The 19,599-nt window shown below is 63.2% G+C and carries 19 protein-coding genes; 6 read left to right on the top strand and 13 right to left on the bottom strand.

All coding sequences use genetic code 11. From position 1 onward, the window contains the following. Positions 1–13 precede the first annotated feature (13 nt). From VNT00_RS04000 to VNT00_RS03980, 5 genes are all read left to right on the top strand, one after another. Positions 14–1,192 carry a CaiB/BaiF CoA transferase family protein gene (locus tag VNT00_RS04000; RefSeq protein WP_325584760.1) on the top strand — a complete coding sequence of 393 codons (1,179 nt, stop codon included), beginning with the start codon at positions 14–16 and terminating at the stop codon, positions 1,190–1,192. Between the two features lie 11 nt (positions 1,193–1,203). Next, positions 1,204–2,565 carry an MmgE/PrpD family protein gene (locus VNT00_RS03995; RefSeq protein ID WP_325584758.1) on the top strand — a complete coding sequence of 454 codons (1,362 nt, stop codon included), beginning with the start codon at positions 1,204–1,206 and terminating at the stop codon, positions 2,563–2,565. A 32-nt stretch (positions 2,566–2,597) separates the two neighbouring features. Beyond that, the gene (locus tag VNT00_RS03990) at positions 2,598–3,401 is read left to right on the top strand and encodes an HpcH/HpaI aldolase/citrate lyase family protein (RefSeq protein WP_325584756.1); all 804 of its coding nucleotides are present in this window, start codon (positions 2,598–2,600) and stop codon (positions 3,399–3,401) included. 161 nt (positions 3,402–3,562) lie between these two features. Continuing rightward, on the top strand, positions 3,563–3,964 hold the full coding sequence (locus VNT00_RS03985; RefSeq protein WP_325584754.1) for a RidA family protein: 402 nt from the start codon (positions 3,563–3,565) through the stop codon (positions 3,962–3,964). Between the two features lie 244 nt (positions 3,965–4,208). Next, positions 4,209–4,826: a GntR family transcriptional regulator gene (locus tag VNT00_RS03980; protein ID WP_325584752.1), complete on the top strand. Its 618-nt coding sequence runs from the start codon at positions 4,209–4,211 to the stop codon at positions 4,824–4,826. A 74-nt stretch (positions 4,827–4,900) separates the two neighbouring features. Here VNT00_RS03980 and VNT00_RS03975 read toward each other — a convergent pair whose 3' ends face one another. The 13 genes from VNT00_RS03975 to torT form a co-directional block, all read right to left on the bottom strand. Further along, a complete protein-coding gene (locus VNT00_RS03975) occupies positions 4,901–5,314 on the bottom strand; it encodes a cupin domain-containing protein (protein WP_325584751.1) in 414 nt (137 codons plus the stop codon). An 8-nt stretch (positions 5,315–5,322) separates the two neighbouring features. Further along, a complete protein-coding gene (locus VNT00_RS03970; RefSeq protein WP_325584749.1) occupies positions 5,323–6,126 on the bottom strand; it encodes a ribonuclease activity regulator RraA in 804 nt (267 codons plus the stop codon). 83 nt (positions 6,127–6,209) lie between these two features. Beyond that, positions 6,210–7,067, bottom strand: a complete 858-nt coding sequence (locus VNT00_RS03965; protein WP_325584747.1) for a fumarylacetoacetate hydrolase family protein — start codon at positions 7,065–7,067, stop codon at positions 6,210–6,212. Between the two features lie 36 nt (positions 7,068–7,103). Continuing rightward, positions 7,104–7,919: an FAD binding domain-containing protein gene (locus VNT00_RS03960; protein ID WP_325584745.1), complete on the bottom strand. Its 816-nt coding sequence runs from the start codon at positions 7,917–7,919 to the stop codon at positions 7,104–7,106. A 2-nt stretch (positions 7,920–7,921) separates the two neighbouring features. Beyond that, positions 7,922–8,416, bottom strand: coding sequence for a (2Fe-2S)-binding protein (locus VNT00_RS03955; protein WP_325584743.1), 495 nt, complete (start codon positions 8,414–8,416; stop codon positions 7,922–7,924). A gap of 13 nt (positions 8,417–8,429) precedes the next feature. Then, entirely contained in the window at positions 8,430–9,074 is a 645-nt protein-coding gene (locus VNT00_RS03950; RefSeq protein WP_325584741.1) for an SRPBCC family protein, read from the bottom strand. Positions 9,075–9,091: 17 nt separating this feature from the next. Further along, on the bottom strand, positions 9,092–11,482 hold the full coding sequence (locus VNT00_RS03945; RefSeq protein ID WP_325584739.1) for a xanthine dehydrogenase family protein molybdopterin-binding subunit: 2,391 nt from the start codon (positions 11,480–11,482) through the stop codon (positions 9,092–9,094). Between the two features lie 61 nt (positions 11,483–11,543). Beyond that, positions 11,544–12,101 carry a flavin reductase family protein gene (locus tag VNT00_RS03940; RefSeq protein ID WP_325584737.1) on the bottom strand — a complete coding sequence of 186 codons (558 nt, stop codon included), beginning with the start codon at positions 12,099–12,101 and terminating at the stop codon, positions 11,544–11,546. Positions 12,102–12,189: 88 nt separating this feature from the next. Beyond that, a complete protein-coding gene (locus VNT00_RS03935) occupies positions 12,190–13,122 on the bottom strand; it encodes a VOC family protein (RefSeq protein WP_325584735.1) in 933 nt (310 codons plus the stop codon). 38 nt (positions 13,123–13,160) lie between these two features. Further along, positions 13,161–14,705 (bottom strand): 4-hydroxyphenylacetate 3-hydroxylase N-terminal domain-containing protein, encoded by a 1,545-nt coding sequence (locus tag VNT00_RS03930; protein ID WP_325584733.1) that lies wholly within the window; start codon positions 14,703–14,705, stop codon positions 13,161–13,163. A gap of 77 nt (positions 14,706–14,782) precedes the next feature. After that, on the bottom strand, positions 14,783–15,808 hold the full coding sequence (locus VNT00_RS03925; RefSeq protein ID WP_325584731.1) for an ABC transporter permease: 1,026 nt from the start codon (positions 15,806–15,808) through the stop codon (positions 14,783–14,785). An 11-nt stretch (positions 15,809–15,819) separates the two neighbouring features. Beyond that, positions 15,820–17,340, bottom strand: a complete 1,521-nt coding sequence (locus tag VNT00_RS03920) for a sugar ABC transporter ATP-binding protein (RefSeq protein ID WP_325584729.1) — start codon at positions 17,338–17,340, stop codon at positions 15,820–15,822. 23 nt (positions 17,341–17,363) lie between these two features. Beyond that, the gene (gene torT / locus VNT00_RS03915) at positions 17,364–18,449 is read right to left on the bottom strand and encodes a TMAO reductase system periplasmic protein TorT (RefSeq protein ID WP_325584727.1); all 1,086 of its coding nucleotides are present in this window, start codon (positions 18,447–18,449) and stop codon (positions 17,364–17,366) included. 173 nt (positions 18,450–18,622) lie between these two features. On the opposite strand from torT, the gene VNT00_RS03910 reads away from it, so the two are divergent. Beyond that, positions 18,623–19,564: a LysR substrate-binding domain-containing protein gene (locus tag VNT00_RS03910; protein WP_325584725.1), complete on the top strand. Its 942-nt coding sequence runs from the start codon at positions 18,623–18,625 to the stop codon at positions 19,562–19,564. The last annotated feature ends 35 nt before the right edge of the window (positions 19,565–19,599 follow it).

Below are 19,599 nucleotides of genomic sequence, written 5' to 3'. Positions count from 1 at the left end.
TGGAGCTCAATCAATGCGCCCTCTTGACGGAATAACCGTGGTAACGCTCGAACACGCAGTCGCCGCGCCGCTGGCAACGCGCCAGCTGGCCGACCTGGGCGCGCGCGTCATCAAGATCGAACGCCCGGGCCAGGGCGACTTCGCGCGCGCCTACGACACCCGGGTGGACGGCATGTCCTCGTACTTCGTATGGATCAACCGTTCGAAGGAAAGCATCACCCTCGACCTGAAAAAGCCCGAGGCGGTCGAAGTGCTGCAAAAGCTGGTCGGCAAGGCCGACGTGCTGGTGCAGAACCTGTCCCCCGGCGCCGCCGCCCGGCTGGGCCTGTCCGCGCAGGCGCTGCGCCCCGCACACCCCGGCCTGATCGTCTGCGACATATCGGGCTATGGCTCGGACGGCCCCTACAGCAATAAAAAAGCCTACGACATCCTGATCCAGGCCGAAGCCGGGCTGCTGTCGGTAACGGGCTCCCCGGAAGAGCCGGCCCGGACGGGCTTTTCGGCGGCCGACGTCGCGGCCGGATCCTACGCCTACAGCAATATCCTGGCGGCCCTGCTGCTGCGCATGCGCACCGGCCAGGGCAGCCACATCGATCTTTCCATGCTCGAGGCTCTGGGCGAGTGGATGTCCAATCCGCTGTACTACTCATACAAGGGCAACACACCCCCGCCCCGCGCCGCAGCCAGCCACCCCAGCATCTACCCCTACGGGCCCTTCCGTACCGGCGACGGAAAAACGGTGATCCTGGGCGTGCAGAACGAACGCGAATGGGCGTTGTTCTGCTCGGACGTTCTGCAGCAGCCGCAACTGGCGCTGGATCCCCGGTTCGCCTCGAACGTCGAACGCAACGCGCACCGCGGCGCCCTGCGCGAGATCATCGAGGACACCTTCGCCCCCCTGTCGGCCGCGCAGGTCATAGAACGCCTGGACCGCGCCAAGATCGGCAACGCCCGCATGAACACCATGAACGAAGTCTGGGAACACCCGCAGCTCAAGGCTCGCGACCGCTGGACGGAGGTCGATTCCCCCGTCGGCGCCATCCCGGCGCTGAAGCCGCCGGGAGTGAACGACGGCTTCGACTACCGCGTCGACGCCATCCCCGCGCTTGGGCAACACACCCACGCCATCCTGCAGGAGCTGGGCTACACCGGCGACGCCATCGCGGCGCTGCGCGAAGCCCAGGCCATTTGAAAGAGAATCATATGCAGAACCCTCAAAGCCCAAGCGCCATACTGGCGGAATTCGCCGCCCGACTGTCCTTCGACCAGATCCCCGAGGCGGTCGTGCGCCGCACCGAAGACCTGCTGCTGGACTGGTACGGCTCGGCACTGGCCGGCAAAGGCGCCCGGCCCGTGGAGTCCATAGAGCGCTTTGCCGTTGCGATGGGACCCGGACAAGGCGCCTCCGACGTCCTGATCTCCCGCCGCCGCAGCACGCCCTATTTCGCCGCCATGGTCAACGCCGCCTCGTCGCATTTCGCCGAGCAGGACGATGTACACAACGGCTCGGTATTTCACCCGGCAACCGTGGTGTTCCCCGCCGCCCTCGCCGTGGCCCAGGCCCTGGGACGCTCGGGCCGCGACCTGCTGACAGCGGCCGTGGCCGGATACGAGGCGGGCATCCGCATCGGTGAGTTCCTGGGCCGGTCCCACTACAAGGTGTTCCACACCACAGGCACCGCTGGCACCATTGCAGCAGCCGTCGCCACGGCTCGCCTGCTCGACGCCACGCCCGAGCAAATGCTGCATGCCATCGGCTCGGCGGGCACCCAGGCGGCCGGCCTGTGGGAATTCCTGCACGACGCCGCCGACTCCAAGCAACTGCACACGGCGCATGCCTGCGCCAGCGGCCTGGCCGCCGCCTACCTCGCCAAAGACGGCTTTACCGGGGCCAGACAAATACTGGAAGGCGCGCAAGGCATGGCAGCGGGAATGTCCAGCGATGCGGTTCCGGGCAAACTGACCGACCGCCTGTCCGAGCGCTGGGCGCTGGCTGAAACCTCTTTTAAATACCATGCCTCCTGCCGGCACACCCACCCGGCCGCAGACGCCTTGCTATTGCTGATGCAGCAGCAAGACCTGCAGGCCGACGACATTGCGCACGTCACCGCGCACGTCCACCAGGGCGCCATCGACGTCCTCGGCCCGGTCGTCGAGCCCGTTACCGTGCATCAGGCCAAGTTCTCGATGGGAACGGTGCTGGGCCTCATCGCCATCTTCCAGCATGCCGGCGTCAATGAATTCGAATCGTCGTTCAACGATCCGCGCGTGGCCGCGTTCAACAAGAGGGTCAGCATGGCGCTGGACGAGGAAGTCGATCGAGCCTATCCCGCGCGCTGGCTTGGCAAGGTGAGCGTGCGCACCACCGACGGCCGCGTGTTCACAGCCCGCGTGGACGAACCCAAGGGCGACCCCGGCAATACCCTGACGCGCGCCGAGCTGGAAGAAAAAGCGCTGCGGCTCGCCCGCTTCTCGGGCGCCGCGGACGAAGCGCAAATGCACCGGGCTTTCCGTAATATCTGGGATGTGGCCAATGCGCCTATCATCGGCAGCTGGATTGCGTGATCCACTCATTGACTCATCACATCGTTCCGCCCATGCAAACAAAACCCGCCAGCTCTTATCTCTTCGTACCGGGAACCCGCCCCGACCGCTATGCCAAGGCGTTCGACAGTGGCGCCGACGCGGTCATCCTCGACCTGGAAGACGCCGTGGCGCCGCAGGACAAACAGTCCGCCCGCGACAGCGTCGCCCAGCATCTTGCCGCCCTGCCGCCGGCATTGGTCCGGATCAACGGCATCGAAACCGAGTGGTTCCGCGACGACCTGCAGATGTGCCGAATCGCCGGTGCGGCGGGAATCGTCCTGCCCAAGGCCGAGCAGGTCGGCGACATCGAGTTCATCGTCAAGCAGCTCGGCGGCGCCCCCCTCCTGCCGATGATCGAATCGGCCAAGGGCATGTGGAATGCCCATGCCATGGCGCAGTGCGAAGGCGTGCAGCGGCTGATGTTCGGCTCCTTCGATTTCCAGCTCGACATGGGAATCCCGGACGATAACGAAGCCCTGCTGTATTACCGCTCCCAGTTGGTTCTGGTGTCGCGGGTCGCGGGCATTCAAAGCCCGGTCGACGGCGTCACCGCATCGCTGCAGGATCCCGCGGTGCTGCGCGCCGATGCGCGGCGCGCCAAAAGCCTCGGGTTCGGCGCCAAGCTGTGCATACATCCGCGGCAGGTCGACATCGTCAACGACATCTTCAGGCCCTCGGAACAGGAAATACAGTGGGCGAAGCGCATCGTCGAGGCCGCCGCTTCGGCTCACGGAGCGGCCATCGCCGTCGACGGCAAGATGGTCGACAAGCCTGTACTGCTGCGCGCGCAGGCCATTCTCGCCCGCGCTACCTGACGGACGAAGCCGGCGCGGGGCCGCCTCCGACGCCGTATCGACATTGTCTCGCTCGACCTCGGCCTGACCTCCAGGGCTTGCGCTTTGGCGTGCAGTCATTTACTATTGCATTACAGTGAAATTTCACTGTGATTTTACAAACCGAAATCAGGAGACATCCCATGTCGAAGAAAACCCGCGTCATCAGCCCCAATGTCGCAGAAGCTGCGCCCGGCCTTTGGTCCAACTGCCTCAAAGTGGACGACACCTTGTATCTTTCCGGGCTCACCTCGCGCGCCAACGACGGCGAAACCATCCTCGGCAGCGACGAATACGAACAAGCCAAGGTGATTTTCGGCAAAATCAAGAACCTGGTCGAAGCCGGCGGCGGCAAAATGGACGATGTCGTCACCATGACTATCTTCGTCACCAATATCAAGGGCAACCAGGGCGTCTGGAAAGCCCGCAAGGAATTCTTCACCGGAGACTTCCCGGCATGCGCCCTCATCGAAGTCAAAGGATTGGCCAAGCCCGAAATCCTGCTGGAAATCCAGGCTCAGGCCCGCATAGGCTGCAGCGCCTGAACCGGCATGCCGGTTCAGCCGGACACAGCGCGCGGCCACGCCGCATTGGCCCAGCCACGCCGTCGAATCTGGCCGGCCCGAATGGCTGCGGGCCGCGTCGGCGCCCCGCAGCCGTGCTACAGTGCGAACGACAAAGTCAAAAACGTCCCGCCGGTTTCTTCAGTTTCGTACAGAAAGCCCCTGTCCTATGCCCACCGCGCCCTCAACGCCACGTAACTCCAGGAAAAAAAAGCCGGCAATCACCGTGCCTCTGGCGGACAAAGCCTATATAGCCATCAAGAAAATGATCCTGACGCACCAGTTGACGCCGGGCGAACATATCAACGTGGCGATCCTGTGCGAAACCTTGTCCCTGGGCCGCAGCCCCATTCATCTGGCCATACACCGGCTCGATCGCGAGGGCCTGGTGGAGATCCTGCCGCGCAAGGGCATTTTGGTAAAGGCCGAGACGCTGGACGGCTTTCTGGACCTCATTGCCTCTCGTCAACTGGTGGAGCCTTACCTAACCGGCCTGGCCGTCGAGCACTCGACGCCGGAGCTGCTGTCCAAGCTGAAACAGCTTATCGAAGCCGGCAAGGAACGGCACCGGAACAACGACCGCTACGGCGCCATGGAAATCGACCGGCTGTTCCATCAAACCTTGTACGAAGCTGCCAACAACAAGCTGCTGGCGAACTTTGCCGCCCAGTTGCTGGACCGATCGGTTCGCCTGTGGTTTCGTCCCTTGACGGATCGCAGCGAACCCGCGAACACCGACGAACTGGAACGCCTGTACGCCGAAATCGAACGCGGCGACAAAAAGGCCGCGATCCAGCGCATGCAGGAGCATATCGGCTCGATCCAGCAAAAATACCTGGGTTAGGCGAAAACGGCAGCCGCAACCCCGATGCGCGGCCCGATACCCAACCACGCATTTCCCGCCAGGGACTCAACGGTTCAGTCCGGCTTCGCCAGGAAGCCGCCGATCGTTTCATCGGTATGGAACACCGGCTTCTCGTGATAGTGGGGCCCGTCGTAGATTTCGATGAGCACGCTACGCTCATGAGCCAGTGTGGGGCCGTGCGGATGCCCCACCGGGTTCATGTAGAACGAACCGGGCCTCAGGCGCAAGCCCACATCCGTATATTCGTAGTCGCCCTCCAGGCAGTACATGAACTGGTTGGAAGCATGCGTGTGCTTGACTGGAATATGGCCGCCCTTCTCGAACTCGAGCAGCGCAATGCTGGCGCTGGTGTCGGGGTTCTTCCATAGAAAATACTGGCGCAGCCCGAAGTCCGGAAAGAGCACCCACTTTTCGGGGTCGAGCTCGGTAGAGTGGATCAGAAGCTCGAGCGTCTTCATTGTATTCATATCGGCCGTCATTCCACGAACTCCGCCAATGACGGGCGCCCCGCCTTCACCCAGCGCTCGTATTCCTTGAGGCTTTCGGGCGTGGCGGGGAACATTTCCATGAGCGACCGGCCATTTTCAATATGCAGGGCGGCGAAGACTTCGTACTCCTCGGCGGCCCCGGCCTCCTCGGCCACCTCGTCGACCAAATGGCGCGGAATCACCACCACGCCATCGGCATCGCCCACGATGATGTCGCCGGGATAAATGGCCACGCCGGCGCAGCCGACCGGCTTGTTCAGCTCGAGCGCATGCATCGCGATGGGCGTCGCTGGCGAAGCCCCCTGCCGTTGATAGGCCGGCAGCCCCGTGCCTTTTATGCCGCTGGTATCGCGATAGCCGCCATCCGTGACCACGCCGGCGACACCGCGCTTCTTCAGTCGGCTGGCCATCATGTCGCCCATGGACGAAACGCGCGTATTGCCGAACGCATCGATGACCAGCACGCTGCCTGCCGGGCATTCCTCCATGGCGACGCGGTGCTTATTCTCAAGGCTGCCATAGTTCGTCAGGCTGTCTATGTCCTCGCGGGCGGGAATGAACCGCAAGGTATAGGCCGGACCGACCATGCGGGGCTGGTCCGGCGACAACGGCGACAGCCCCAGCATGCACGTATTGCGAAAGCCTCGCTTGAGCAAGGCATTCGCGATATTGGCCGTACTGGCCAACATGAGCGCCTGCCGGGTTTGCGGGGAAAGACCATCGACCTTGGAAGCGTCATCCGCCCCGGCCAGGTTTTGCACACTGATGTTTATCGAGTTCATAGTAGTCATTACATAGTTAGCGATGAAATCGCGGGAAGATCGGCGGCTCGGGCCTGAACGATCCGCCCGGGCTTGAAATTCCAATGCCGGGCCTATCGGGCCGTCTCCTTCATTACCGGATTGCGCAAGACGCCAATGCCCTGCACCTCGACCTCGACCGTGTCGCCATGCTTCATGAACAAAGGCGGATCGCGCCGCAGCCCCACTCCGCCCGGCGTTCCCGTGACGATCACGTCGCCCGGCTCCAGCGTGGTAAAGGTCGAGATATGGCTGATCAGCTCGGGCATCGAGAACGTCAGCATGTCAGTGGTGGTGCGTTGCATCTCGACGCCGTTCAGGCGTGTGACCAGGCTGGTCGGGACCGCGGGCGGCAACTCGTCCGCGGTGACCATCCATGGGCCGAAGGCTCCGGTGGCCGGGAAATTCTTGCCAGGCGCCCATTGCGACGTGGCCAGTTGCCAATCGCGCACCGAGCCGTCGTTGTAGCAAGACATGCCCGCAATATGGGAATAGGCCTGGTCTTGCGGAATACGGCGCCCGCCTTTGCCGATGACGATGGCGATCTCGCCCTCGAAATCGAATTGATCCGACTCGATGGGACACACCAGGGGCCGTCCGTGCCCCGTCTGGGACTCCGCCACGCGGGTGAAAACCACGGGGACGGCGGTGTCCGGGCGGTTCCCCTCGACCCGGTGCGCCTTGTAATTGAGCCCGGCGCAGAAAATGCGCGGCGGATTCGGGATGACCGGCAGGAACGTGACCTCGTCGACCCGGTAATCGGCCGGAGCACCCGCCACAAGGCCTTCGAAACGATCCAGCCAACCGCCCCTCAGAGCGAACAGCAGATCAGGGCAATTGTCCCGCAGCCGCACCCCAAGATCGAAAATCCGCTCGCCCTCGACCAGACCGAAGGTGGCGCGATGCTGAACAAAAAACGACATAAGCTTCATTGAATACCCCTCAAACTCCCAGGCAATGGAAAAACGTCAGGTTCTCGCCGATGTCCCAAGCGCGAACGCCAGGGCGCGCTTGGCCGCGACGCCCACCAGGCTGGCCCGATAGGATGCGCTGGCATGGATGTCGGAATTGAGCCCCTCCGGCGACTGCGCGCAATCGGTCAGCGCCGCTGGCCCGAACTCCAGGCCCAGCCGGCGTTCGAACTCGCGCTGGCGGAACACGCAGGGTCCCGCCCCGTTGACCGCCACCCTCACCCCGCCCGGCTCCGTCCGGGCAATGAAGCAGCCGGCCACCACGAAGCCCGAAGCCGGATTGGGTATCTTGCAATAGCCCGCCTGCAACGGGATCGGGAAGCGTATCTGCATCAGCAGCTCGCCGGCCTCCAGCGCGGTGCTGAACAGGCCGGTGAAGAAATCGTCGGCGGCAATGGTGCGGCGATTGGTGCGCAGCTCGGCGCCAAGCCCCAGCACCGCCGCAGGATAGTCGGCGGCGGGATCGTTGTTGGACACGGAACCGCCCATGGTGCCCATGTGGCGAACCTGCGAATCGGCAATGCCACCGGCCAGGAACGCCAGCGCGGGAATGGCTTTTTTGATGCCCGCATGCGCCGCCACTTCCGCATGCCGCGTCATGGCGCCGACCACAATATGCGTGCTGCCCGCCTCGATGCCGTACAACTCGGGTATGCCCTGCAGATCGACCAGCACGGTGGGGCTTGCCAATCGTTGCTTCAAGGTGGGAATCAAGGTCTGCCCGCCCGACAGCGGACGGGCATTGGGGTCGCCAAGCAGGATTTTCGCTGCCTCGTCGATGCTGCCCGGACGTACATAGCTGAAGTCGTACATGTTCAGGCCTCGCCGATGGGTATCTGGGACGGGACGGCGTCGGCACACGAATGAATCGCATCGACGATGTTCTGATAGCCCGTGCAGCGGCACAGGTTTCCCTCGAGCTCGTGACGTATCGTCGCCTCGTCGCCCGCGCAGCCGCGCCGCAGGATATCGACGCCCTGCATCACCATGCCGGGCGTGCAGTAGCCGCACTGCAGGGCGTGATGCTCGCGAAAAGCCTCCTGCAGGGGATGCATATGGGCCGCGGTGCCCAGGCCTTCTATGGTCGTCACTTCGCGGCCATCGGCCATGACGGCCAGCACCGTGCAGGACTTCACGCTACGGCCATCCAGGTGAACGGTGCAGCAGCCGCATTGCGTCGTGTCGCAACCCACGTGCGCGCCTTTTTGCGAGCAGTGCTCGCGCAGGTAATGCACAAGCAGCGTCCTGGCCTCGACTTCATGCGAATGCACGATGCCATTGACGGTGATGGTAACTATGGAACGGGACATCAACACACCCTCCCTATCGCGTTGCCAGATAGGCGGCCAATAGCGCGATCACCGTTACGGTAAACGCCCAGGTCCAGGCCGGCATCTGCACGGTAACCATGGCGCGACCGCCGCCGGCCGGAGCCTGCTCGGCCGCCTCGCGGGCCGCCACCGGGGCAACCGCGGGCGTGGCTCCCGCCTGCGCACCGGTCGGCGCCTCCGCCCGCGGCTCGGCCGGAGCGGTCAGGCGCTGGGTCAGCCGATCGAAAAACTGGGTGGCCATGCGGGCGGCGGTTGCATCGATCAGCCGCGAACCGATTTGAGCCAGGCGCCCGCCTATCTTGGCCTGCGCCTTGTAAGTCAGATTGGTGCTTTGCTCCGAGAGCTCGGCCAGTTCGACCTCGGCGCTTCCCTTGGCGAAACCCGCCACCCCGCCGTCGCCCTCGAAATCCAGCGTGTAGCGGGCGGGAGCCTGCACATCCTGGAATCTCAGTTTTCCGGAGAATCGGGCCTTCACCGGCCCGATGGCAGCCACGACCACCGCCTTGTAGCTGCCATCGCCCTGATCCACGACCGACTCGCAGCCCGGTATCGCCGCCTTCAGGGTTTCCGGATCCATCAGCGCCGTCCAGACACGCTCTCGCGCCAAGGGCAGGCTTTGCTCTCCAGTAAGGTTCATTTAAACAGTCTCCATTTTCAATTCTTGTCTTGCGGCGCAGCGTCGCCATGAGAGCCTTGCCCGGCGTTCCCGCTCTGGGCAATGGCCTGCCAGACCTTCAGGGGGGTCAGCGGCATGTCCAGATGCCGCACGCCATATGGGTGCAACGCATCGATCACGGCGGAAACGATGGCGGGCGGCAGCCCGACCGTACCGGTTTCCGCGCCGCCCTTGACGCCCAGCGGATTGGTCTTGGTGGGCACCGGGCGCAACGCGGTGATGAAGCGTGGAAAATCCTTGGCCTTCGGCATGGCGTAGTCGGTGAAGGATCCAGTAATGAGCTGGCCATCGTCCGCATGCACAACCTGCTCTTTCAGGGCCTGGCCAGCCGCCTGGGCGATGCCGCCGTGGATCTGGCCTTCCAGCAACAGCGGGTTGACGACATTGCCTACATCGTCGACCGCCACCACAGTGTCCAGCGCGACCATGCCCGTGTCGGGGTCGACCTCGACCTCGGCGATGTAGCACCCGTTGGGATAGTTTTGGGGATTGGCCGAAAAATACCCCCTGCCTTCAAGCCCGTTCCATAATTCGGCGGGCAGAGGCTTGGGAGCCCCCCAGGCATAGGTGGCCCGCGCCACGCGGTCCAGGGTGACCATCTTGCCGTCGCGATGCCTGTAGACGCCGCCCTCGAAATCCAGGTCGTCCTCCTGGCAATCGAGCAGAATGGCCGCAACGCTGCGTCCCCGCGCAATGATCTGCCGGCAGGCGGCCAACAGCGCCGAACCGCCCACGGTCATGCTGCGCGAGCCGAAACTGCCCCGGCCATTGGCGACCTTGTCGGTATCCCCCTGAACGTAGCGGATACGGTCTATCGGCACAGCCAGCCACTCGTGCACCATCTGCGAAAAACTGGTTTCATGCCCCTGCCCGTAGGAAAACGTGCCTGCCAATATCGTCACGCCGCCAGTGGCGTCGAACCGGACTTCCATGCGGTCGCTGATGGTGGCGCACACTTCGATATAGACGGACAGGCCACGGCCCCGCAGCAGCCCTTTTTCTTCGCTTTGCTTCTTGCGCGCCTCGAAACCGTTCCACTGATCCAGTTCGAGCGCCGCATCCATGACGGCTTCGAACTCGCCGCAATCGTAGGTCTCGTTGATGGCCGTGCGATAAGGCATCTGGTCGGGCCGGATGAAGTTGCGCCGGCGGATTTCCACGGGATCCAGGCCCAGTTCCGCGGCCGCGATGTCCAGCATCCGCTCTACCACCATCGTGGATTCGGGACGGCCCGCGCCCCGATACGTGGTGAGCGTACGGCTATGCGTGAATATGCCGTTGATTTCCACATGCATGGCGGGAAAGGCATACACGCCTGAAAGCATGCGGGCTCCGACCAGAGGTGGATGGGCGGTGGACGGCCCGAGCTGGCAGCCCAGGTCGTGATTCAGGATAACGCGCATTCCCAGCACCGTGCCGTCCTTGAGCAGGGCCAGCTGGGCATCGGCGATCTGATCGCGGCCGTTGAAGTCGGAAAGAAAGGCCTCGCTGCGGTCGCAGACCCACTTGACCGGCCGGCCGACGCGCCGCGCCGCCCACAGCACCAGGATTTCCTCGGGATACAGCCCTCCCTTGGTGCCGAACCCTCCGCCCACATCGCCCGCCACGACATGCACCCGATGCGCGGGCACCCGGAATATGTGCTCGGCAAGCAGCAGCCGGATGCGGTGCGGATTGGACGTCGAGGTTCGCAATTGGTATTGCTGGTTGGCTTCGTGATAACTGCCCAAATAGGTGCGGGGCTCCAGCGGATTGCCCGCCATGCGCTGATTGACGATGCGCGCCTTGACGACGTGCTCGGCACGCGCAAACGCGGCATCGGTCTTCGCCGCATCGCCAAGCTCGTGCTGGAAGCAACGGTTGCCGGCGGCGTCCGGCCATACCAGCGGCGCGCCGTCGGCAATGGCGGCGGCTACCGTGGGCGCGGCCGGCAGCACCTCGTAGTCGACCTTGATGCGCTCGGCGGCGTCCATGGCGATTTCCAGGGTCTGCGCAACAATGAATGCCACGCCCGAACCGATCGCCAGCACCCGGCCATCGGACAAAGGCGGAAATGGCGTGCGGTGATACGTCTTGCCCGTTATGGACGGCGGAATGCTCACGCAGGGCATCTCGCCAAGGCCGTCGGCCTTGTAGTCCTCGGCCGTCAGCACCGCGTACACACCGGGCACGTCGAGTGCAGGGGCGACATCGATATCGCGTATCAGCGCATGGGCCACGGGCGAACGCAGCACATAGCCGCGCGCCTGGTCGGGAAGGTTGAAGTCGTCGGCATAAGCGCCTTGCCCGGTCAGCAGGCGTGGATCCTCCAGGCGCGGCATGGAAGCCCCGATGCCTTGCGATACGGCGGCCAGGGGTTCAGATTTCATGGCGCCCGCCTTTTCGACCGATATGTGCAAATGAATTCTTCACGGCAAATTTCCATTCTCTTCAAGCTTGCGTGGCGCCGCCCATGGCCATGGAATCAGACCCGGCCAGCCTGGCATAGCGGCCGCCGTGAAACAGCAGTGGGCCCTCGTCGCGCGATCGATGCTCGAGGCTCTTGACCTCGCCCACGAACAAAGTGTGATCGCCGCAGGCATAGACATGCCGCAGCTCGGCGGCGATCTTGACCTTGGCCTGCGCCAGGACAGGCGCGCCGCTCAGCGATTCGAACTCGGGTTGCCGCCCCTCGGCCGGCTTGCCGGCAAAATGGTTGCTGCACCATTCCTGGTGCTCGCTGAGCATGCTGACTCCGAAGCGGCCTCCCTGCGCTATCTTGGAGTGCATCCGCGCATTGCAGGCCACCGACACGATGATCAGGGGAGGCTCCAGCGAGCCCGACATGAATGCATTGGCCGTCATGCCGTGCGTATGGCCGTCGATGCTCGTGGCGATCACCACGACCCCCGTGGCGAACTGGCCCATGGCATTGCGAAAATCCCGCGCGTCGAAGCCGGGCGCATCGCCGCCCCTGTCCACGTTGATTCCGATATCCGATGTTCGCATTCCATTCTCCTTGAAAAACCCGCCGCCGCTGCCACCCGATTCCAGTCCCGTGGAAGCGGCGTGCACGTCATCTTCGCGACGCGGCCCGCTACTCGAAAAACTCCGGCGTGGGATCCATCCCCCACTGGGTGGTCTCGTCGGCGCGCCCTGCGAACTTGCCGGGCTGGAACTCCCGATCGACGGCATCGCCGTCGGTGTAGTGCTCGACCCGGAAGCCGAAGGGATCCCGCCAGTAATCGAATATCTGGCTGCCGATCAGGTGGCGGCCGACACCGACATCGAGGCGATAGCCCCGCGAGGCCAGGTAATCGTGCGCTCCCATGACTGCATCCAGATCCTGCAGCTCGAACGAGCAGTGATGCACGCCGGTTTCCTCCGCTTGGACGATGAGCATGGAGTGGTGGTCGACCAGCTCCGGACCCTTGTCGCAGCGCAGGAACGTGCCGATCACCGTGCTCTCGTCACCCGGAATGCACATATAGTCGGAGGGCAGCAACTGGAAACGCTTCTGGAACCAGGCGACGGATTCGTCGTGATTGCTGACTCGCAGGACGAAGTGCCCCAGGCGCAGCACCAGGCCCGGCTCGCGCTTGGGCCGCAGCGACTGGTTATGGCGCTGCTTGTCCCTGCCGCTGTTGAAGGGATGGGGATCCCGGACGGGCAAGGGGCTGGCGGCCTCCTGGCCCCATACGGCGTCGATGGCGACGCCGTCGGGCGTAGTCATGCGCACTCTCCAGCCGCCGCCTGGGGCATCGATGGCCTCCACCGGCGATGACCCTTCCAGCCCGGCCAGGGCATCGAGCTCGGCGCGCGAGCCGACCAGCAGGCCGCCTCCCAGGAAGCGATTGTCGGCGCCCAGTCGGGTGACGTGCAGGTATGGCGCCGTGTCCGCGCCACGCATGTAAAGAACGTCGGGTTCCTTCCTGGCCGTGACCAGGCCGAAATCCCGCATGAAGGACTCCATGAGATCCAGGTCGGTGGCCTGGTAAACCACATAGGCGATCCCTTGTGCTTTAGTCATTGATTGCTCCGCAAACATGTGATCCATGGGACTCGCGCTTAACGGCGCAGGACGCTCACGTCGTCCGGATTGACCAGATCCGGCACCGTCCAGCCGTCCAGATCGTATTCGTTCATGCAGGTCTCGACGAAGCTCTTCATGTTGGCCATGTCGCCGCTGCCTTGCGCATCGAACAGGTTCGCCATGCGGGTGACGTCGTTGGAACCCAGGTAATTGATTTCGTACAGCTCGTGGCGGGCGCCGAATTCGGTGCCGATGGTGTCCCAAAGCAGCTTCATGGTCTTGACGCGCTCCACCGCGTCGATGTCTCCGGTGCCGCGCACGTATTGGTCGAGATAGCCGCGGATTTCCGGCGCCTTGAAGTCGTCGGCGTGCGAGTTCAGGTAAATGAGGCCGCTGGCGACGCTGGTCTCGATGATGTTCTTGATCGCAGGGAATGCAATTTGCGACAGTACGCGGTAGGCGGTCGCAAACCGCGCATCGGGCTGCACCATGCCGTTCCAGGCAATATCGCTTTTCGCCATGGCGTCCGACATGGCCCACATGGAGTTGCGCCAGGCAAGCACCTCGCCCAGGCGCGACTGAACACCATGGAAGGAAACGCTGCCGGTGATTTCCAGGGCCTTGCACAACAAGCCGCAAATGAAATCCAGCTTCACGGCCAGGCGGGTGCAGCCATGCATGGAGGCCCGGCTGTTGAAGCCGGAGTCGGGTGCAAAGCGGTTGGCCTGATCGACATCGCCATGCATGAACACGTCTTCCCAAGGGACGAACACATTGTCCAGAACCAGGATGGCGTCGTTCTCGTCCAGGCGGCTGGAAAGCGGGTAGTCGAAGGGGCTGCCCAGCACGGCCGCGCGGTATTCATTGGAAATGCGCGAGATCATCTTGACCCCGGGCGCCCCGGTGGGCACCATGAATACCGGCGCGAACCGCGGATCCTTGATGGGCACCTGCCCTGCGTGGGCGACAAACGTATAGTGCGTAAGCGCAGAAGCCGTCGCCACGACCTTGGCGCCGCTCACGTAAATGCCCGCGTCGGTTTCCTTGACGACGCGGATGAACACGTCGGAGGTATCGGCGCTGGGCTTGTTGCGGTCGACCGGCGGATTCATGATGGCGTGATTGATGTACCAGGTGCGCTCCTGGGCCTTTTTGTACCAGCGCAACGCATTTTGCTCGTAGCCCCGGTAGAACGCCGAATTGGCGCCCAGCGTCCCCAGGAAGGAGCCCTTGTAATCGGGCGAACGCCCCATCCATCCATAAGACACGCGCTGTATTTCGGCGATCGCGTCGCGCTGCGCCACTTGCTCCGCAACGGTATGCGGCGCGCGGAAAAAGCGATGGGTAAAACCACCCGAGTCGTTGGCCGTCGTCAGGATGTCGCGCTTCGACTCGTCGTGCAGCGCATCGTAGATGCGCGCCACCATGCGGGCGGAATTGCGGAATGCGGGGTGCTCGGTGATTTTTTCGACCCGCTTCCCGTAGATCCAGACCTCGCGGCCGTCATCCAGGCTGTCCAGGTACTCCTTGCCGGTAAAGGGCACATTCTTTACGCCGGAAATCACTTCAGGGCTATTCATGGATTCAGTCTCCTAAGATATTTGTAGGTTGGCCGCGCCGTTCTTGCGCCCGGCAAGCCAGTAGTCATAAACAAGATTCATTTTCTGGAAAGCGCCATCGCAAAGATCAGGATCGCGCCGATCGCCATCGTCGAAGCATAGGCGCCGACCTGCATGAGGTTCAAGCCGTTCTGCACCAGCATGATCAGTACCGTTCCCAGCACGACGTTGAATGTGCGGCCCACGCCCCCCGCCAGGCTGACGCCGGCGATGACGCAGGCGGCAATCGATTCCAGCGGCAGGCTCGAGCCTATATTCGACTCACCGGTGTCCAGGCGCGCCGTCAACAGCAATCCCGTGATGGCGGCGAATACGCCGGCAATGACGAAGGCCAGGATGATCACCCGTTCGCAACGAACCCCCGAAAGCTGGGCGGCGCGCAGGTTTCCGCCCACCGCGTACAGGTGGCGGCCAAAGCGCGTCCACTCCAGCAGGAAGTAAACGCACACGATCAAGGCAATGGTCACCAGGGTGGGGATGGGAATGCCCGCAATCTCGCCAAAGCCGAATGTCTCGCCGAACTGGGTCGGAATGCCGTAGACGGGCACGCCGCCGCCGATGAAAAGCGCCACGCCGAACACGACCGAGGACATGCCCAGCGTCATCATGAACGGCGGGATGCGCATGATGGCCGAGCCCACGCCGTTGATGAGGCCGACGCAAGCTCCGATCGCGGCGCCAGCCAGGATGCCCAGGCCAATGGCAAGCCATGGGTAGTCAGGCATGGCGGCGAACGTGCCGGCCATGACCATCGCCCCCACCACCGACACCAGCGCGGCAATGACGCCCACTGAAAGGTCCAGTCCTCCGACGATCAGCACCACCAGTTGCCCCAGCGAAACAATCATCAGGTAAACGGATTGGCGCGCAACGTTGGTAAGGTTGTCGGCGCTGAGGAATCCCGGCGCCCCCAGCGAAAACAGGATCAGCGCGGCGACGAACAGCACCGGCAGCACCAGCGCCTGGCGGTAATAAAGCAGGAACTTGACCGCAGGCCTGAGCCTGCCCTGACGGTCGGGAATCTGGACTGCCGCCAGGGGCTTGGAAATGTCCGAGGTAGCCATAAGAAGTCTCACTAAAAAAATTTTTCCAGAACGCGATGTTCTTCGTAATCACCGCGTTGAAACTCATCGACGATGCGCCCGCCATTCATGACCAAAACACGATGAGACAAGCCGAACAGCTCGGATAGATCCGACGACACCAGCAAGATTGCGGCGCCGGCCTTGAGCAGATTCGCCATATATTGGTAAATGGCCGGGCGGGCGCCCACGTCGACGCCCACGGTGGGCTCGTCGAAGACATACACGCCGATATTCTGGGCCAGGCCCTTGGCGAGCAATACTTTTTGCTGGTTGCCACCCGAAAAGTTGCTGACGGACTCGCCCAGCCTGGCTTGCGGAAACATGACGCTGCGGGACAATTCGCCAAGCAACTGGTTCTCCTGGCGGGGCTTGAGCCACCGGCCCGCAATGCGCCCCCAGGCAAGACCCGACAAGCTCATGTTCTCCCGAGCCGAACGGCCCATCGCCAGGCCATCGTTCTTGCGATCGGAAGGGCTGTACCAAAGTCCCTTGGCAATGGCATGCGCCGGGTGCGAGAAACGCACGGGCTCGCCATCCAGGCGGATCTCGCCCGCCTTGACTTTGCGCAGGCCGAAACAGGCTTGCCCCAGCTCGCTCTTGCCGCAGCCGACCAGGCCGGCCACACCGACGATTTCGCCGGCCCGGACTTCCAGATTGATGTCCGTTACCGTCGTCACGCCCAGCTCCGGCGCAAGGCTGAGATTGCGCAGCGTCAGGCGGCTGTCTCCTGTGGGCTCTGGCAGTTCCGGGTAGATGTCGGACAATGCCCTGCCCGTCATCAATTGAATCAGCTCGCTCTCGGGAGTGTCCGCCGGAACCGTGGCAATGAGGTTCCCGTCCCGCAACACCGACACCTCATCGCCCAGCAAGGGGATTTCGTGCATGCGGTGCGTAATGTAGATGATGGCGCAGCCGTCGTCCCGCAGGCGCCGGACCAGCGCGAACAGCGCCTTGGCGTCATGCTCGGACAAGGAGGCGGTGGGCTCGTCCAGGATCAGCACGGCGGGCGGGCGGCGCAGCGCCTTGCAGATCTCCACCATTTGCTGCTTGCCCCGGGCCAATGTACAGACATGATCGCCCGGCGCCAGGTCGAAGCCCAGGTCGGAAATCAGCGCCCGGGCGGACTGGGTGGCCTCGGCCTTGGAAAGCACCCCCAGCGTGGAGGCCGGCTCCTCGCCGAGCACGATGTTCTCGGCGACGGTCAGCTGCGGAACGAGCGAGAACTCCTGAAATACCGCGCGGATGCCGTGCGACCTGGCGTCGGCCACGCTGCGGAAGGCGCCGGCATGGCCGCCTATTTCAACCCGGCCTTTGGTGGGCTGGTTGGCGCCCGCCAGCATGGAGATGAACGTCGATTTCCCCGAGCCGTTCTCGCCGAAGAGCACATGCACCCGGCCCGGCAGGATGTCGAGGTCGACCCGGTTGAGCGCGACGTTCGTCCCATAATGCTTGGTCAAGCCCCGCACCCTCAGCAAAGCCTCGGGCGCGGGATGCAGATCGGCGGCATTCATTTGCGCAATCTCCCGCAACGCGGCTACTTGGCGCCGTTGAAGCTGAAGATCGGCTTGAAGCTGGGAGGAGCCAGGACTTCAAGAGGATCGATTTCCTTGACCGTGGCGGGCGTATACACCTTGCCCAGCGTATTGACCGTGGTCACGGGCTCGCGGTTCTTGCCCTCTTCGAGTATGCGCACGGCGGTGTCGATCTGCATGCGCGAGGTCAGCACCACGGGCGCGACACCCGCCGCCTCGATCCGGTTGCTCTTCAAGGCCTGGTACACACCCGGGGTCAGGTATACGGAAACCAGCTTTACCTTTTTATCCAGCTTTTGCGCCCGCAGCAAGGGAATGGCGGCCTCGACCATGACGGCCGTTCCCACCACGTAGTCCAGGTCCTTGTGAGTTTGAAGCATGTCCTCCACCAGGCGGCCCTGCACCTCTTTGCCCACGTCGCCATACTTGGTCTCGTCGACAACCACCGCGCTGTCCTTGATTCCTTCGTGGAACCCTGCGTTGAAGGCCTCGACGAAACCCGCGCCGGCAGGCCCCGGCAGCCAGCCCACATGAACGGTGGGCGTGCCCTTGGGATGCTTCTTCGCCAGGTACTGGCCTGCGCGCATCGCCTCGTCGTGAGGATTGGTCAGCACGCGGGCCGATACGTCTTTGGACGTTACGCCATTGATGGCGTCGACGACGACAATATTCTTTTCCTTGAGGCTGCGCAACAGGTTATCCATGCCATCCGCCGCAATGGCCACCATCACCACCGCATTGGCGCCGCCGGCGACGCAATCCTCGATCTGCGAGATTTGATTGCTCAATTGCGTATAGCCGCCCGCGTCCAGGACCTGTACGCTCACTCCCAGGCGTTTGGCCTCTTCGACGGCACCGTAATCGGACGCCAGGAAGAACGGGTCCTTCATATGGGGGTAGGAAACGCAAATTTTCCAGTTGCGGCTGGCCTTCTTGGTTTGCGCCTGATATTCGACTTGCGTGGTCTTGCCGTCCGCCGTGGTCAGGTTCACGGGTTGCGGGAACCAGTCGGCGGCCTGGGCGGACGCGGTGATTGCCAAAACAGCCATGGCGGCGGCACTGCGCGCCACGATGCGACGAGTAATCATGATTAGGTCCTTTTGTCTCGCGTAGTTATGGATGGCGGTTGCGCCATTTCGTCTTGTCTTTTTAACGACGTGAGACATGGTAGACATTGGCCTGACATAAGGTCAATTGAAATTTAAAGGCGTTTCACATAACATTTAGCTCATATCCATGATTACCCTGGGGCACCGTCACCATGTCCAGATCCGATTGGTATATCCGCGCAAACCTCAAGCTCAGGCATCTGCAATTGCTCGTCGCGCTGGACGAGATGCGCAGCGTCAGCAGGGTGGCGGCGGCGCTTTCGCTGACCCAGCCGGCAGTCTCCAAAATGCTGTCGTCGCTCGAGTCGGGCATGGGCCTGCGGATTTTCGAACGCACGCCCGCCGGGCTGGCGCCCACGGAACACGGGGTATGCCTTATTCGCCACGCCCACGATATCCTGGCGCGCCTCAACATGGTCCAGTCCGATCTGCGCGACATCAGCGAAGTGCCGGTCATACGGGTATCGCTGGGGGTCATGCCGGCCGCCGCGCTGAAGCTCGGGCCGCAGCTCATCGAACTGCTGGAATCACAGACCCAGGACGTCGCCGTGTCCGTGCAGGAAGGCACAATGGAAAGCCTGCTGCCCGCGCTGCGCGCCGGTTCCATCGACTTCCTCGTGGGGGTGTTGCCCAATCGGCCGCTGGGGGCCGAATTCAGCTACGAAGTGTTTTACGAAGACCCCTTCGTCATCTCCGTCCGCTGCGGGCACCCGCTGGCCCGGAAGGATTCGGTCGACTGGAGCGACCTGCAGGGCCTTCCCATGATCCTGCCGCCGCAAGGGGCGCTTACCCGCGAATTGATCATCAGCATCCTGGCAAACCACCAAATCAACATTCCGCGGCGCATCATCGAATCGGTGTCCATGATGACCATCGTGGGGGTCTTGCAGAACCGCGACATCTTCGGCCTGCTGCCGCTGGAAATGGCGCAGTACTTCGCGGCCCTGGGCGTGCTGTCCATCCTGCCCCTGCCCGTGCCTGACGCCCATCGCAACGTCGGCATCATGTGGCGCACCGACGTGCAATCCAGCACGACCCACAATCGCGTGCTCCAGATATTCCGCGGCGCCTACCCGAAAACGGCAAGCTCCTAGACACGCCCCTAGTCAAACCCCGGCCTGACTGGTTA

Origin of the sequence: Eoetvoesiella sp., assembly GCF_035555955.1 — a bacterium.
Classification (GTDB): Bacteria; Pseudomonadota; Gammaproteobacteria; order Burkholderiales; family Burkholderiaceae_B; genus Eoetvoesia.
The sequence above is the reverse complement of the archived record's forward strand: the minus strand, read 5'-3'. Positions and strand labels throughout refer to the sequence as shown.